We start from the raw sequence: 14,837 nt of genomic DNA, 5'->3' as shown, positions 1-14,837 counted from the left end.
TCGTAGCCATCGACAACCGAGAGTATAGGTGACGGGCGTCACCGCACTTCGTCCCGCGAAGCGGGCGACCGGCAGCCCGAGGGCCTCGCCGTCGCCGAGAGCAACCAGAGCCAGACCCGGCCCGAACCGGCACCGATCGACCGTAATAGCTATCGACACCTGCCATTGCGGCGGTAGGGTGTGGCCAGTCCTCACACCTCGCGAAGGGCCCCGCCGATGAGCAGATCCCGCACGCCGCGGTCCCGCTGGCTCGGCACACTGAGCCTGGCCGCGGCCGGCCTTCTCCTGACGAGCGTGGTCGCCGCAGCGCCCCTTGACGCCAGCGCGGCCACCACCAAGTCCAGCGCCGTCACCACCGCGGACATCCCCGGGGTTGACGAGATCCGCAGCAGCCCCAACCTGAAGCAGGTCGCCAACCTGCCACTGGAAACACCGCTCGACGCGACGAACAGCGACCTCGCCTTCCAGGGCCGGTACGCCTTCGCCGGCAACTACAACGGCTTCGTTATCTACGACATCTCGCGTCCGACCGCACCGACGGTCGTCTCCCGCGTACTCTGTCCGGGCTCGCAGAATGACATCTCCGTCCACGGCGACCTGCTCTTCCTCTCCACCGACTCGCCCCGCAGCGACGACTCGTGCGACAGCATCAGGGTGCCCTCAAGCGAGACCCAGTGGGAGGGCATCAAGATCTTCGACATCAGCGACAAGGCCAACCCCCGCTACGTGAAGAGTGTCCAGACCGCCTGCGGTTCACACACCCACACGCTGGTGCCCGGCCGAAACAAGGCGACGATGTACATCTACGTCTCGTCGTACGGCCCGTCGGACACGTACGTCGGCTGTCCGCCACCGCACGACTCGATCTCCATCGTCAAGGTGCCGGTACACCGGCCCACCGACGCGGCGGTGGTGGCCACCCCGAACCTCTTCCCCGACGGCGGCTACGAGGGCGTGCCGGGGCAGAAGTCGGCGACCAGCGGTTGCCACGACATCACCGCCTACCCGTCGAAGAACCTGGCCGCCGGTGCCTGCATGGGTGACGGCATCCTGATGGACATCTCGGACCGGGCAGAGCCGCAGGTCATCAACCGGGTCCGAGACACCGAGAACTTCGCCTTCTGGCACTCCGCCACCTTCAACAATGCCGGCACTAAGGTGATCTTCACCGACGAGCTGGGCGGTGGCGGCGGCGCCACCTGCAACGACACCATCGGCCCCAACCGGGGGGCCGACGCGATCTACGACATCGTGGGGCGCGGCGACGACCGCACCCTGGTCTTCGGCAGCTACTTCAAGATCCCGCGGGAAAACGCCGACACCGAGAACTGTGTGGCACACAACGGCTCGCTGATTCCGGTTTTCGGGCGGGACATCATGGTCCAGGCGTGGTACCAGGGCGGCGTCTCGGTCTGGGACTTCACCAACTCGGCCAACCCCCGCGAGATCGCCTACTGGGAGCGGGGCCCGCTGGACGAGGAGAACCTCATCACCGGCGGCTCCTGGTCCGCCTACTGGTACAACGGCTACATCTACTCCAACGACATCACCAAGGGCCTGGACGTTCTCCGGCTGACCGACTGGCGCACCTGGACGGCCAACTTCGTCCGCTACCCGGAGCTGAACGCACAGACCCAGACCGGTCGCTTCGGCTGGTAGCCGACGGGCAACCGCGCAGCCCGGTCCCGACCGGATGCATCGGGGGTCGGCTTCCATCTGGAAGCCGACCCCCGTCTCGCTCGGCGGTCCGGCGTGGTCAGGCCCGCGTCACTGGTTGCTGTAGCTCCGTCACCCCGGCCGCGGGATCATCGGCACAGTACTCCACGTACAGCTCGCGGGCGTAGCCCTCGGCCCGCCAGCCGTTCTCCTCGATCCACTGAGCCAACAGCTGCAGGGTTCCCGCGACCTCATCCATCGGCCCGCGGTGAATCACCGTGGCCGCTGCCGGCACCGCCGGCAGGTCAACCACGGTGAAGTCCCGCGCCGGATCCGGGCTGACCGCGACCTCGATGGCGGCGTGCACCACAACCTGCTCCCCGTCCCCGGCCGGCTCGTAATAGGCCAGGCCCGGCCCGGCCGGCGACGCCTCCGCCACGGCCAGCCGCCGGAACAGCTCCGGGTAGAGCGGCTGGATCGCCCGACCGATATCAGCGGGCTCGTAGCTGGCCGCTGTCGCGGTCAACTCCGCGACGCGGAGCGACGGTAGTTCCTTGAGCACGACATCCTGCGTGGTCATCCGACCCTCTCTTTCGATCGCCCGGAGCCTCGCCTCGATCCGGGTCAACCGCGCGGCGTCCGCGGCAAGCTGCGCCGCCAGCTGGGCCCGACGCAGCCGGAGCATGCCGCGCAACTCCGCGACATCCAACGCTTCGTCGAGGACCTGCTGCACCTGGGCCAGCGTCAGACCAAGGTCCTTCAGCGCGATCACCCGGTTGAGCCGGCGCAGCTGGTCGGCGGTGTAGTACCGGTAGCCGCTGCGGGCGTCAACAGCGACCGGCCGGAGCAGACCGATGCGGTCATAGTGTCGCAACATCCGCACTGATACCCGGCCGAGCCTGGCGAAGTCTCCGATAGTGAACATGGTCCCTCCACGGTCGGCCCTGACACGATGTCAGAGTCAACCCCGGACCATCCTCAGCCGGGCGACGGCACGTCGTCCCCCCGGCTGCGCCGCGGTCCGACCAGCCGGCGCACGACCGGCAGCGCGTTCCACTTCGCCGCGCCGGCCAGGTCCCGCGCGTGCTCCAGCACCGTGTGGTCCGGGCGGGCTCGGCCGGCGGCGATGGCCCGGTCCAGGTCGTTGCCGCAGCTGGTCAGCACGCGGCCGAAGTCCCGGCGCACCGGCTCGGCCAGGTCGTAACGGAAGGAGCGGTGCAGCCGGGCGAAGACCGGTTTGTAGAGCCGGGCTCGCTCGTGCAGACCGGAGGAGTACGACATCGGGTTCTTCGGTCGCCGCCGGATGTAGTCCGGCAACAGATCGGCGAAGGCGCGCCGGACGATCCACTTCTCCTGCCCCGCGCGCAACTTCAGCCCGATCGGCAACCGCATCGCGAGCTCGACCACGCCCGGGTCGAGGAACGGCAACCGGGCCTCCACCCCGTACGCCATGCTGGTGCGGTCGACGCGTTGCAACTCCGTACGGCCGAGATTACTGATCTTGTGCAGAAAGAGCCGATGGGCGGCCTGCGGCCCGACCCGGTGGTACAGCGGGTAGCCGCCGAACAACTCGTCCGAGCCGTCGCCGGTGAGCGCCACCTTGACGCCCAACTCGCGCAGCCGTCGGAAAAGCGGCACCGAGACCACCGCGTTGATGATGTCGCCGTACTCGGTGAGTTCCGAAATCCGGATCGCCTCCCGGATCTGGGCCAGGCGAATGTCTCGCGGCTGCAACTCCACCACCTCGTGCGGGACCCCAAGATCCTTCGCCAGCCGACGCGCGTAACGCAGGTCGGGGCTCTCCGGCACGCCGACGGTGACCGCCACGCAGTCCGGATGCAGCTCGCGGGCGTGTAGCAACGCGAGGGAACTGTCCAGGCCACCGGAGAGGACCACGCCGACGGTGAGGTCGGTGTCCAGCCGCGCCCGGATGCTGTCGGTGAGGGCGGCCCGGACGAGCAGGGCGGCCTCGTCCGGGTCGTCCACGGTTGGCAGCCCCGCACCGAGGGCGAGCAGGTTGACGTACGGACGCAGGCAGGCTGCGACGTCGGCCTGCACCCAACCGTGGTGTCCGGGCGGCACCTCGGTGACCGGCGCGCCGAAGCCGACGAGAGCCTTGACCTCGCTCGCCACATGTACACAGCCCGGGGTCTGCGTCCAGTACAGCGGCTTGACCCCGAGCGGATCACGCACCAGGTACGCCCGTCCGCTGGCCCGTTCGACGAGCACGAAGGCGTACTCACCGCGCAGCCGGGAGACCATCGCCTCACCCCAGTGCAGGTACCCCGCGAGTACCACCTCGGTGTCGCTCACCCCACGGAAGCGGTACCCCACGGCGGTCAGCTCCGCGCGCAGCTCATGGTGGTTGAAGACCTCGCCGTTGTAGCAGAGCACCCACCGCTCGTCGGCGGAGACCCAGGGTTGCACCGCCCGCTTCCGGTCCACCACCGGCAGCCGGCGTACCCCGGTGAGCAGGCCCGTCTCGGATCGGGTCTCGGTCACCTCACCGCGGGGTTCCAGGGTGGCGAGCATCTGTCGGAAGACAGCCGGATCTGCCTCCGGACCGAGGCTCACCGCGATCCCACCCATGCTTTCAGACCCCCAGCTCGGCTTCGTAACTCCAACGCAGTCGACTGCGCGCCCCGGGTGCCAGGCACAGATGCCAGGCCTGCCCCTCGTCAACCACGTTGACCTCGCCCGCCCGCTGCCGGGCGAGGAGCAGTTCGGCGAGGATGTCCCGGGCTCCGAAGCGGTCGAACCAGTTCATCTCCACATCCGCGGCCCAGCCGAGGCAGTGCCCACTGGGCAGCATTGCCGCGTACCCGAGCTGGCGCAGCCGGTACTGGTGCTCCGCGCTGCGTACCAGGCTGGTCACCCAGAGCGACGGGGTGCCGGCGGGGGCGTGGGCGGCGAACTCGCGGGCGATGTCGTTGAGTAGTGCCACCATCTCCCGGCGGGACCGGCGGAACAGCAACCCGGCGGTCTGTGGAGCGGCGCAGGGGCGGATTCGGTGCCGCAGCGCCCGCATTCCGCGCTCGAAGATCGTGGCCGGCTGTTCCTGGTAGCGGAAGCGCAGCAGGTCCCGACGGCGCAGCCACTCCAGGTCAACCAGGTCGGTGCTCTGGTTGACCTGCTCGTCGGTGCGGTAGGTGAGCGCGTCGCGCCACCACATGACGTCGATGCGCGAGAGCAAATAGATCCGGACCAGGGCGGTAAGGTCGGCCGCGGAACTGCGCTCGCTCGGCTGGTAACGAGCCATCTCCAGCAGCAGCGTCTCGCGCGCGCCAACCAGGCCTGATGGAGTGGCATCCAGCACCGCCGCGATGGCTGGCTCGCGCAGCCGCTGGTCGATCAGCACCTGCCGGGCTACGGTGCTGGCGGCCCCAGCGAGCGCACCCACCTCGATCAGCAGGTCGGCAACGGCCGCTCGGTACGCGTCCAGGTCCGGCTCGCCAGTCGATGGCCGACGGGAGGCGTCTGCCACCGCGCGGCGGGCGGGAGCGGCCGGGATGGACGGGCCGGGCTGCTGGCCCGGGCTTCGGCTGGGCACACGCATCGTCGGTCCCCTCTCCCGTCACCACACTCCAGGAAGCGTCACTCTGCGTGAGATCATAATCACCTCTAGCGGGGATGAGGTCGAATATTCCTCCCATTTCCCCGTGAAGAAGCCAAACAACTCGGACAGGATGGAAGCACCAGCAGGCGGACAGCTGGCCAGAGATCCGGCGGGGCCCGCCGCCCCGCGACCCGGGTTCGCGACCGCGCCGCCACCCGCGGCAGCATCGGCCCGCGCAATGATGTGCCGGTCGGCGAAGCGGGCCCCGAGTCGTGATGAAAGGCTTGACGCATGAGTTCCGCACCCGTTAGGCCAGATCCGACTGCCGAACCGTCCACTGCCGACGAGGCGACCGCCTTCGTCGACCTGGGCCTGCGCGACGAACTCCTCGCCGCGCTCGCCGCGCTCGGCTACGAGGAGCCGACGCCGATCCAGCGGGAGGCGATCCCTCCCCTGCTCGCCGGACGGGACCTACTCGGCCAGGCCGCCACGGGCACCGGCAAGACGGCCGCATTCGCCCTACCGTTGCTGCAACGGATGCCCGCCGACCGGTCGACCGCCGATCCAGTGGCGCTGGTGCTGGTGCCCACCCGAGAGCTGGCAGTGCAGGTCTCGGAGGCGTTCCATCGGTACGGCAAGGAACTTGGCACCCGGGTGCTGCCGATCTACGGCGGCCAGCCCATCGGTCGGCAACTTCGGGCCCTGGACGCCGGCGTGGACATCGTGGTGGCCACCCCCGGGCGAGCGCTCGACCACATCGCTCGTGGCACCCTCCGCCTGGGTGATGTCGGCACCGTCGTGCTGGACGAGGCTGACGAGATGCTGGACATGGGCTTCGCCGAGGACATCGAGGCGATCCTGGAACACGCGCCGGAACAGCGGCAGACCGTGCTGTTCTCGGCGACCATGCCGGCCCGCATCGACGGCATGGCCCGGGCCTATCTGACCGACCCGGTCCGCATCCTCATCGCGCGGGAGAAGCCGGTAGCGGGTGAGGCACCCCGGGTACGGCAGAGCGCGTACCTGGTGGCCCGGGCGCACAAACCCGCCGCGCTGGGCCGGGTGCTGGACGTCGAGTCCCCCACCGCGGCGATCGTCTTCTGCCGCAGCCGGGAAGAGGTCGACCGGCTCACCGAGACGATGAACGGTCGCGGCTACCGGGCCGAGGCGCTGCACGGCGGGATGAGTCAGGAACAGCGGGACCGGGTGATGGGTCGGCTGCGCGCCGGCACCGCCGACTTGCTGGTCGCCACCGACGTGGCAGCGCGGGGCCTGGATGTCGAGCAGCTCAGCCACGTCGTCAACTACGACGTCCCCTCGGCGCCCGAGTCGTACGTGCACCGGATCGGCCGGGTGGGGCGAGCCGGCCGGGAGGGAGTGGCGATCACTCTCGCCGAGCCGCGGGCACACCGGATGCTCAAGACCATCGAGCGGGTCACCGGCCAACGGATCACCATCGACAAGATCCCCACCGTGGCGGACCTGCGCAATCGTCGCCTGGAACTCACCCAGGCCGCGCTGCGGGAGAGCCTACTGGAAGACGACCTGGAGCCGTTCCGGGTGATCGTGGAGTCGCTGAGCGACGAGTTCGACCTGATGGAGGTCGCCCTCGCCGCGGTACGCCTGGCCCACGAGGCCACCCTGCCCGGCGCGCTGGAGGAGGAAGAGGAGATTCCGCAGATCGCGGTTCGCCCACCCCGGACCGGCCGACCGGGACAGGAGAGTCGGGGGGAGCGTCGGCCGGGACGGCCCCGGAGCGCCGGCACCACCCAGGTCTTCGTCGGGCTGGGCCGGCGGGCCGGGGTCCGACCGCAGGACCTGGTCGGCGCGATCACCGGCGAGACCGGCATGAACGGACGGGACATCGGCTCGATCGAGATCGCGGACCGCTTCTCGTTGGTGGAGGTGCCGGCGGGGCTGGCCGACGAGGTGATCTCGGGCCTGCGCGGCAGCACCATCAAGGGACGCCGGGCAACCGTTCGCCGCGACCGGGACACCGACGGGGGTGACCGCCGCCGGCAGCACCGTTGAGCGGGCGCGCGGTCGCCTCCGTCCGGCATTGACGAGGGTCTGTTTCTGCCCTCGGGGCGGCGATCGGCGCCACGCCACGCGTGCTACCAAGCTCCGGGCGCACCAGCCGGCCGACGATGGTCGGCATTGGTGCGCCCGAGGTGTTTTCGGTTGCCACCATGGCGATTCGGCACCAGATTTCGCCGCACTCGAAATGAAGTCGACGCGTCTTGTTGCGAAAATGCCCGGCGATAGGTCAAACTTTGACCCACACCCCGCCCCCACACAGGGAGTAACCGGCCATGGCAAGAAAAGTAATCACGGTTCTGACCGACGACCTCGACGGCGGAAAAGCCGATCGGACCGTCGAGTTCAGCCTGGACGGCGTGGCGTACACCATCGACGTCTCCGACGAGAATGCGGGCATCCTCCGGAAGACGCTGGATCCGTATCTGAGCGCCGGCCGCAGGATCGGCCGGGGCGGCGTGGACACGTCGCGGGCACTGCGACGGGGCACCAGCACCGGAATAGACCGGGAGCAGAACCGTGCGATCCGGGAATGGGCCGCGCAGAACGGCTACAAGATTTCGGAGCGCGGTCGCATCCCGGTGGAGGTCGTCGAGGCGTACAAGAAGCGCTGAGCGTCCGGGTACCCACCCGACCGGGGCCGTGCCGAATCGGCACGGCCCCGTCGTTCTTAGCGCCGACCAGCAGCCCCGCCGCCAGTGACGTGCCCCGCAGTCCTCGTCATGACTGTGGCGTCCGCCCGACCGGGAGCGCCCCACCACCGTTGCGGAATCGACCGCGCGGGCGCCGGGCAGGGGGAGCCCCCATGCACAACGATGACCAAGCGTTTCGCCGCCGACCAACAAAGCCCTCCTTCTGGAACGGAACCATCGGCCCCCCGACGAGCACTCGGGTAGCTGAATTGATCCGAGCTCGCCAGCATTCGGCCGGGACCGAGTTTCGGGGTCCACCCCCAGTCCACGGCTCGACTTGGCCGCGGTCGGTCCGGGCCAGTCAGTTACCGGCCCAACGATGGACGCGGCAAGCCGACTGTCCGCATCGGCGATAGCGAGATCGTTGTTGATGGTCGACAGTGATGCCGCCCGTCCGACTCGATCGATGATGAGTGATATGCTCCAAATGCTGCGCAAGCAGCAATCAACACCGAGAGCAAAGATGTCGACGGCCGGATCAGCCCCCGGGCAGACCGAGCCTCCCGCCCGATCGGGGCTAAAATCCCTCCTTCCTCGTCGCCCTCCGCATCGCCCCCGGGGTTTACCAGGTCACTGCCGGACCACGCGGGTTAGCGGGTTAGCGGAAGGCAGCGCGGCAGGCTATTACGACGCACCGTCGGCGAGTCCCACCGGCCTTGGTTTCGCCACTCCACCCGCAGCGGGGCGGACGAGCCCGCCGGTCGACCAGCGACCGTGGACAGCTGCGCTCCTCCGTTCGGTCGGCACGCGGATCGACGCAGTCCGGGCCGGTCTTCCACCACGGTCATTGCACAACCCCTCTTTAACAAGAATCCTTGTTAGTCTCCGAGGCATGGACTCTCGACCGACGCGACACATCAGAAACATCCAGGCCCTCGGCGCGCTGGCCCATCCGGTCCGACAGCGCCTGCTCGATCTGCTCAAGCTGGAGGGGCCCGCCACCGTCGGCACGCTGTCTGCGGCGACCAACCAGGCGGTCGGCAACGTGAGCCACCACCTACGCGTACTGGCCTCGGCCGAGCTGATCGAGGAAGCGCCGGAGTTGGCCAAGAACCGCCGGGAGCGGTGGTGGCGCCTTGTCTCAGCGGACATGCGCTGGAGCCGGGTTGACTTCGACACCGACGCCTTGTCTGAAGCGGTGGCACACGCGGTGGGTACCATGGTGTTCGACCGTCAGGCGGCGTTCTTCCGGCAATGGCTCTCCGACCGAGGCAACTATGACGCCGCCTGGCACGAGGGGTGCGCTGTCTCCGCCGAGACGTGGCTACGGCTGACCGCCGATGAGACCCGCCAGGTAGCCCACGAGCTGACCGAGGTGCTCACCCGCTGGGCGAACCGAGAAGTTCCGCAGGACGGACAGCAGCGGGAATCGGTGTTGGCTGTCGCCCACACCGTCCCCGCGACTCCGTGAGGTCCATGCCAGCGCGCCCACCTGGCCGCTGGGGCCTGCTCGCGGATCGAGACTTCCGGCTGTTGTTCCTGGGAGAGACGGCCAGCAAGTTCGGCAGTAGCGTCACCACGGTCGCCCTGCCCCTGATCGGCGTCGTTGAGTTGCAGGTGAGCGCGCTCACCGTCGCTTTGCTAACCGCCTCAGTGTGGCTGCCCTGGCTGGTGCTTGGCCTGCCGGCCGGGGTCTGGGTGGGGCAGCTACCTCGCCGGACGGTCATGCTGGCCTGCAACGTCGGGTCGGCTGGGGCGTTCGCCAGCATCCCCCTCGCGGTGGTGCTCGACGTGTTGACCGTCGCGCACCTGTTGGCGGTCGGACTGCTTGCCGGGGTGGCGTCGGTCTTCTTCACAACCGCCTACCAGGTCTATCTGCCGGAACTGGTCGGACCGAGTCACCTCGTCGAGGGCAATGCCAGGCTCCAGGGCAGCGCATCCGCTGCCCAGGTCGCCGGTCCCGGCGTCGGGGGTCTGCTGGCCCAGTGGCTCGGCGCAGCCGCCGGCCTACTGGTCAACGCCGCCACCTTCCTGCTGGCCACCCTCATGCTCGCCCTGATCCGGGCCCCTGGGCAGCCGCCGGAACCACGGCTGACCACACGTCGGTCGCTGCGGCGGGACGTACTCGAGGGCCTTCGCTTCACGCTACGAGACCCGTACCTACGCACCCTCACAGCGTTCGGGTCCGCAGCCAACCTTGCCCTGATCGGCTACCAGTCCGTACTCGTGCTCTTCCTCGTCCGAGAGGTGGGGGTCGCACCCGGGCTCACCGGTCTACTCCTCAGCACCGGCGCCCTCGGCGGCCTCCTCGGCGCCACCCTCGCCCGGCCACTCTGCACGCGACTGGGCACAGCGCGCAGCATCCTGCTCAGCCACCTCGCCGCCTCCCCGTTCGGACTACTCATACCGATGGTTGGCAATGACTGGACGCTCGTGCTCTTCGTCGTCGGTTCGCTTCTGCTCGCCACCGGCGTGATGGTCTGTAGCGTGGTCTCGGCGAGCTTCCGCCAGACCTACACCCCGCCGCACCTGCTCAGCCGCGTCGTGTCCACCACCATGTTCGTCAACTACGGCACGATCCCCCTCGGCGCATTGCTGGGCGGCACCCTTGCTTCCATGATCGGCCTTCGTCCCACTATGTGGACCATGATACTCCTACTCGTGTCCTGTTGGGCGATCCTCGGCGCGAGCCCGTTGCGTCGGCGAGTGGATCTGCCCACCTCCGCTGCGGCCCAGCCGGCCGGGCCGCAGCGGCCGCACCGCCGGCGAGCTGACCTACAGCCGCTGCGGTCGCGGGGACGGTGAAGCCGCGCCGCAGGTCAGCGCCACACCACCACCTCGTCCAGCGGCTTGCGGGAGATGTCCGGCACGGTCGCTCCCTCCGCCGGGTAGCCGACCGGAATGATCAAATTTCCCCGCTCCTCCGCCGGCCGGTCCAACAACTCGTTGAGGAAGCGCATCGGACTCGGGGTATGGGTCAGGGTGGCGAGGCCAGCCTGGTGCAGCCCGGCGAGCAGTAGCCCGACCGCGATCCCCACCGACTCCTTGACGTAGTAGGGACGGGGACTCTGTGGGCCGCGGTGGACCTCGAAGACGACGATCACCGCTGGGGCGGTCTCCAGGAACGGCTTGCTCGCGTCCGTTCCCAGCGGCGCCAGCGCCGACAGCCACTCCTGCGGCGCGCGCTGCTCGTAGAACACCCGCTCCTCGGCCTCAGCGGCGATGCGCAGCCGCCGCTTGAGCTCCGGTTCGGTTACCACCACGAACCGCCACGGCTGGCGGTTCGCGCCACTCGGCGCCGAGGCCGCCGCCCGGAGGGCCTGCTCGAGCACCCCCTCCGGGACCGGCTTCTCGCTGAAGTCCCGCACGGTACGGCGCCGGACCATCGCATCGGCGAACCCACGCGCCCGAGCCAGCGCCGCCGCAGGCGGCACGCCGTAGTCGGAGAGCGGTCGGACGGCGGGGGGTTGCTCAGCACGGTTCGGCGACATCCGGCCATTGTCGGCCGCCCGGGTGGCGGTGGCCACTCCCGCGCCGGCATGATCGACGCAACGGCCGACAGGAGGCGGAGCAGATGCGGGTGGTGTCCCTGGTGCCGTCGCTGACCGAGGCGGTGGCGTTGACGCTGCCCGGAGCGCTGGTCGGTGCCACCGACTGGTGTACCCACCCGGTGGGGCTGGAGGTGCCCAGGGTAGGCGGCAGCAAGTACCCGGACCTAAACCGGGTACGCGCGCTCCGGCCGGATCTGGTCCTGCTCAACGTCGAGGAGAACCGGCGCGAGGACGCGGACGCTCTGGTGGCGGCGGGGGTGCCGGTGCGGGTCACCTACCCTCGTACCGTCGATGGGGCCCTCACCGAGCTGGCCGAGCTCCTCACCGAGTTGGGTTCGCCGGGTGAGCCCGAATGGCTGGTCTCCGCCCGCCGCGCCTGGGCGGAACTGCCCGAGGAACGGCCGCCGCGCCGAGCCGTGGTGCCGGTCTGGCGGCGCCCGTGGGTGGCGCTGGGCCGGGACACGTTCGCCGGGGACGTGCTCCGCCGGCTGGGACTGACCAATCTGTACGCCGACCACGCCGAGCGGTATCCTCGGCCGTCCTTGGACGAGTTACGCGGCCGGGATCCCACGCTGGTCGTGTTGCCCGACGAGCCATACCGTTTCGCTGTGGATGATGGGCCGGAGGCATTCCCCGGGCTACCGTGCGCCCTCGTCTCCGGTCGCCACCTGACGTGGTACGGCCCGTCTCTGGTGGAGGCGCCCGCCGTCCTGGCCGCCCAGCTGGCGGCACCGGTGTCCCACCCGGCGGGTTGACCCACAGGCCCAAGGTCCCGGCTGGCGAGCCCACTTGACCCTGTTCGCACCCGTTGCGCTGCGATCCAATTGAAGCGCCACAGGCAGTGCGATCCGAGGCACCAGCACGAAGGGGCGTGGAGACGATGACCGCAACGACCAAGCGGAACGCCGCCGAGACCACCAGCGACCTGAACCAGGTCGAAACCGGGCAGGGGCGAGCCGCCCGCTACGTACTGGCCGGCACCCGCCTCGCGCTGGGCTGGATCTTCCTCTGGGCCTTTCTCGACAAGCTGTTCGGGCTGGGGCGGGCGACCGAGACCGACAGCGCCTGGATCAATGGCGGCAGCCCGACGAAGGGCTTCCTGAGCTTCGGCGCGACCGGCCCGTTCCAGGGCTTCTACAACAGCATCGCGGGCGCGGCCTGGGCCGACTGGCTGTTCATGATCGGTCTGGCGGCCATCGGCGCCGCCCTACTGCTCGGGATCGGCATCCGGGTCGCCGCCGCGACCGGCGGACTACTCATGGTCCTGATGTGGACGGCCGTCCTACCGCCGTCGAACAACCCGTTCATGGACGATCACCTGATCTACGCCGCGGTACTGGCGGTGATCGCCCTACTCAACGCCGGTGACACCTGGGGTCTCGGTCGAGCCTGGGCCGGACTCCCGATCGTGCGGCGGATGCCCTGGCTCCGTTGACGATCTCGGTAACCACGCGGGGCGGGCATCACCGATGGTGACGCCCGCCCCGCGTGGTTACCGCCCCCTGCAGGTCGGCCAGCGGCGATCCGGCAGGATCGGGCAGGTCAGGCAGGACGACGAAGAACAGGAGACGCTGGTGAACCAGGCAACGAAGCCCGAGGTGGGACCGATCGAGGGCGCCCCGCCGAGCGACCTCCTCGTCGAGGAGATCACCGTCGGCGAGGGCGCGGAGGCGCAGGCCGGGCAGGTCGCCCGCGTCCACTACGTCGGTGTCGCCCACTCCACGGGCCGTGAGTTCGACGCATCGTGGAACCGTGGCGAGCCGCTCGAGTTCCCTCTCGGCGGCGGGCGGGTCATCGCCGGCTGGGACCAGGGTGTGGTCGGCATGCGGATCGGCGGTCGACGGCGACTGACCATTCCGCCGCACCTCGCCTACGGCGACCGCGGCGCCGGTGGCGTCATTCGGCCGGGCGAGACGCTGGTTTTCGTCGTTGACCTGGTCGGCCTCCGCTGACCAGTCCGACCAACCGGGCCCGGGCGTTCCCTCCGGTGAGCCGGAGGAAACGCCCGGGAACACTTGTCACCTCAGCGCTGACGGTCAGCCGCCGCTCACGGAGGGCTCCGGAGCAGGGGAACCGCTACCCTCGGACGGCACCGGTGCGGGGGAGCCGCCGGCCACCGCACCCGGGTTCGGGGCGGCCGGACTTGGCTTCAGGCTGGCCGGCACCGGCAGGGCGCTGCCCTTGACGTACTCCTCCCAGCTCACGTTCCAGGCGGTCCAGCCGTTGCCCTCACCCAACGTCACCTCGGTGCCCTTGATGGTCACCAGGTCGCCGACCTGGGTGACGCCCATCAGCCAGTCGGCGCTGCCGGCCGAGAGGTTGGTACAGCCATGGGAGACGTTGCGGTACCCCTGGACGCCCTCCGACCAGGGCGCGCCGTGGAGGAACTCACCCTGCCAGGTCAGCCGCTGCGCATCCTCGACATCCACCACGTACGGGTCCGCCGAGCCGCGGGTGTCGAAGGTGGTGAACTCATGCTTCTCCATGATCACCATCTTCCCGCTGGAGGTCGGCGTGCTCGGCTTACCGAGGCTCACCGGTAGCTCCCGCAGCAGCTTTCCGTCCTGGAACACCGACATCTGCTTGGTCTCGTTGTCGATCTCCAAAGAGACCTGGCGACCGATCTTCGACGTCGCCCGCCGGTCGGCGTCGCCCACGTACTCCTCACCGATCGGCAGACCCTCCAGACCGGCACGGAAGCTGATCGTCGTACCCGGTCGCCAGAAGTCCGGTGCCCGGTAGTAGACCTGGCTGCCGTCGGACACCCAGGACCACGCCCCCGGCTGGGACGGATTGGTCCGCACAAACAAACGCCGCTGAACGGCCGCCCGGGCCTCCTCCGGAATCGGCGGATCGAACGCGACGGTCACCGGCATAGCGGTTCCGTACGTCCGGTCACCCGCGAAGTACAGCGTGCTGGTAATTGTCGGTTTCGTGGACTTTGGCCCGGTAGTGAAGGTGGTCTTCCGAGTCGTAGTTGTTTTACCGGAATCACCGGTAGCGGTAATTTCAGCCGTGTATGTCCGTTCTGGCGTCAGCGGCGTGCTCGGCACCCAGGTCGAGCCATCCTCCCGGGGCTCCCCCTTCACCTCGGCCCCCGTGTCGTCGATGACGCGGACCGCGGTAATTGTCCCGCCCTTGACCGCGGTGCCGACCTCGGCGCTGATCGGAACGTCCGTCGCTCGGTCGGCCGGCGTCACGGTCAGTTCCGGCGGAGCCGGTCGGGCCTCCTCGCGCTTGCCGACGGTGCACCCGCCGAGCGCCACCGATACGGCCGCGACAGTTACCGCGAGCAGCGTCATTCGCCGCCTGAATGTCATGTGCGCACCCCCCGTTGGTCGCCTCCTCCGCCACATTCTCTCCGCCACACCAACCGGGGAACGCAATTTTCGACAAATTCGGCGG

General features: G+C 69.3%; 13 protein-coding genes. 8 read left to right on the top strand and 5 right to left on the bottom strand.

Annotated elements, in window-relative coordinates:
• Window positions 1-216 precede the first annotated feature (216 nt).
• The gene (locus B118_RS0125165) at window positions 217-1,659 is read left to right on the top strand and encodes an LVIVD repeat-containing protein (RefSeq protein ID WP_018219945.1); all 1,443 of its coding nucleotides are present in this window, start codon (window positions 217-219) and stop codon (window positions 1,657-1,659) included.
• Window positions 1,660-1,756: 97 nt separating this feature from the next.
• Here B118_RS0125165 and B118_RS0125160 read toward each other — a convergent pair whose 3' ends face one another.
• The 3 genes from B118_RS0125160 to B118_RS0125150 are packed head-to-tail and all read right to left on the bottom strand — an operon-like array spanning window position 1,757 to window position 5,212.
• The gene (locus tag B118_RS0125160) at window positions 1,757-2,581 is read right to left on the bottom strand and encodes a MerR family transcriptional regulator (protein WP_018219946.1); all 825 of its coding nucleotides are present in this window, start codon (window positions 2,579-2,581) and stop codon (window positions 1,757-1,759) included.
• A gap of 53 nt (window positions 2,582-2,634) precedes the next feature.
• Window positions 2,635-4,245 (bottom strand): asparagine synthetase B family protein, encoded by a 1,611-nt coding sequence (locus B118_RS0125155; protein ID WP_018811367.1) that lies wholly within the window; start codon window positions 4,243-4,245, stop codon window positions 2,635-2,637.
• Between the two features lie 4 nt (window positions 4,246-4,249).
• Window positions 4,250-5,212, bottom strand: coding sequence for a DUF5715 family protein (locus B118_RS0125150; protein ID WP_018219948.1), 963 nt, complete (start codon window positions 5,210-5,212; stop codon window positions 4,250-4,252).
• A gap of 291 nt (window positions 5,213-5,503) precedes the next feature.
• Here B118_RS0125150 and B118_RS0125145 point away from each other — a divergent pair, with 291 nt between their 5' ends.
• From B118_RS0125145 to B118_RS0125130, 4 genes are all read left to right on the top strand, one after another.
• Window positions 5,504-7,243 (top strand): DEAD/DEAH box helicase, encoded by a 1,740-nt coding sequence (locus tag B118_RS0125145; RefSeq protein ID WP_018219949.1) that lies wholly within the window; start codon window positions 5,504-5,506, stop codon window positions 7,241-7,243.
• A 281-nt stretch (window positions 7,244-7,524) separates the two neighbouring features.
• Window positions 7,525-7,863 (top strand): histone-like nucleoid-structuring protein Lsr2, encoded by a 339-nt coding sequence (locus B118_RS0125140; protein ID WP_018219950.1) that lies wholly within the window; start codon window positions 7,525-7,527, stop codon window positions 7,861-7,863.
• A gap of 910 nt (window positions 7,864-8,773) precedes the next feature.
• Window positions 8,774-9,352 carry an ArsR/SmtB family transcription factor gene (locus B118_RS0125135; protein WP_018811368.1) on the top strand — a complete coding sequence of 193 codons (579 nt, stop codon included), beginning with the start codon at window positions 8,774-8,776 and terminating at the stop codon, window positions 9,350-9,352.
• Between the two features lie 5 nt (window positions 9,353-9,357).
• Complete coding sequence (locus B118_RS0125130) at window positions 9,358-10,686, top strand: MFS transporter (RefSeq protein WP_018811369.1); 1,329 nt, start codon at window positions 9,358-9,360, stop codon at window positions 10,684-10,686.
• A 14-nt stretch (window positions 10,687-10,700) separates the two neighbouring features.
• On the opposite strand, the gene B118_RS0125125 is transcribed toward B118_RS0125130, so the two are convergent.
• Window positions 10,701-11,408 (bottom strand): nitroreductase family protein, encoded by a 708-nt coding sequence (locus B118_RS0125125; RefSeq protein WP_018219952.1) that lies wholly within the window; start codon window positions 11,406-11,408, stop codon window positions 10,701-10,703.
• Between the two features lie 47 nt (window positions 11,409-11,455).
• Here B118_RS0125125 and B118_RS0125120 point away from each other — a divergent pair, with 47 nt between their 5' ends.
• The 3 genes from B118_RS0125120 to B118_RS0125110 all read left to right on the top strand — a co-directional run bounded on the left by B118_RS0125120 (window position 11,456) and on the right by B118_RS0125110 (window position 13,384).
• Window positions 11,456-12,187, top strand: coding sequence for a helical backbone metal receptor (locus B118_RS0125120; RefSeq protein WP_018219953.1), 732 nt, complete (start codon window positions 11,456-11,458; stop codon window positions 12,185-12,187).
• A 116-nt stretch (window positions 12,188-12,303) separates the two neighbouring features.
• Window positions 12,304-12,867, top strand: coding sequence for a DoxX family membrane protein (locus B118_RS0125115; RefSeq protein WP_028193680.1), 564 nt, complete (start codon window positions 12,304-12,306; stop codon window positions 12,865-12,867).
• 139 nt (window positions 12,868-13,006) lie between these two features.
• Entirely contained in the window at window positions 13,007-13,384 is a 378-nt protein-coding gene (locus B118_RS0125110) for an FKBP-type peptidyl-prolyl cis-trans isomerase (protein ID WP_026185207.1), read from the top strand.
• 84 nt (window positions 13,385-13,468) lie between these two features.
• Here the strand turns inward: B118_RS0125110 and B118_RS0125105 are convergent, their stop codons facing one another.
• Window positions 13,469-14,734: a L,D-transpeptidase gene (locus B118_RS0125105; RefSeq protein WP_018811371.1), complete on the bottom strand. Its 1,266-nt coding sequence runs from the start codon at window positions 14,732-14,734 to the stop codon at window positions 13,469-13,471.
• Window positions 14,735-14,837 lie beyond the last annotated feature (103 nt).

Source organism: Salinispora pacifica CNR114, from assembly GCF_000514775.1.
Classification (GTDB): Bacteria; Actinomycetota; Actinomycetes; order Mycobacteriales; family Micromonosporaceae; genus Micromonospora; species Micromonospora pacifica.
This window is presented reverse-complemented; position numbering and strand designations above follow the sequence as displayed.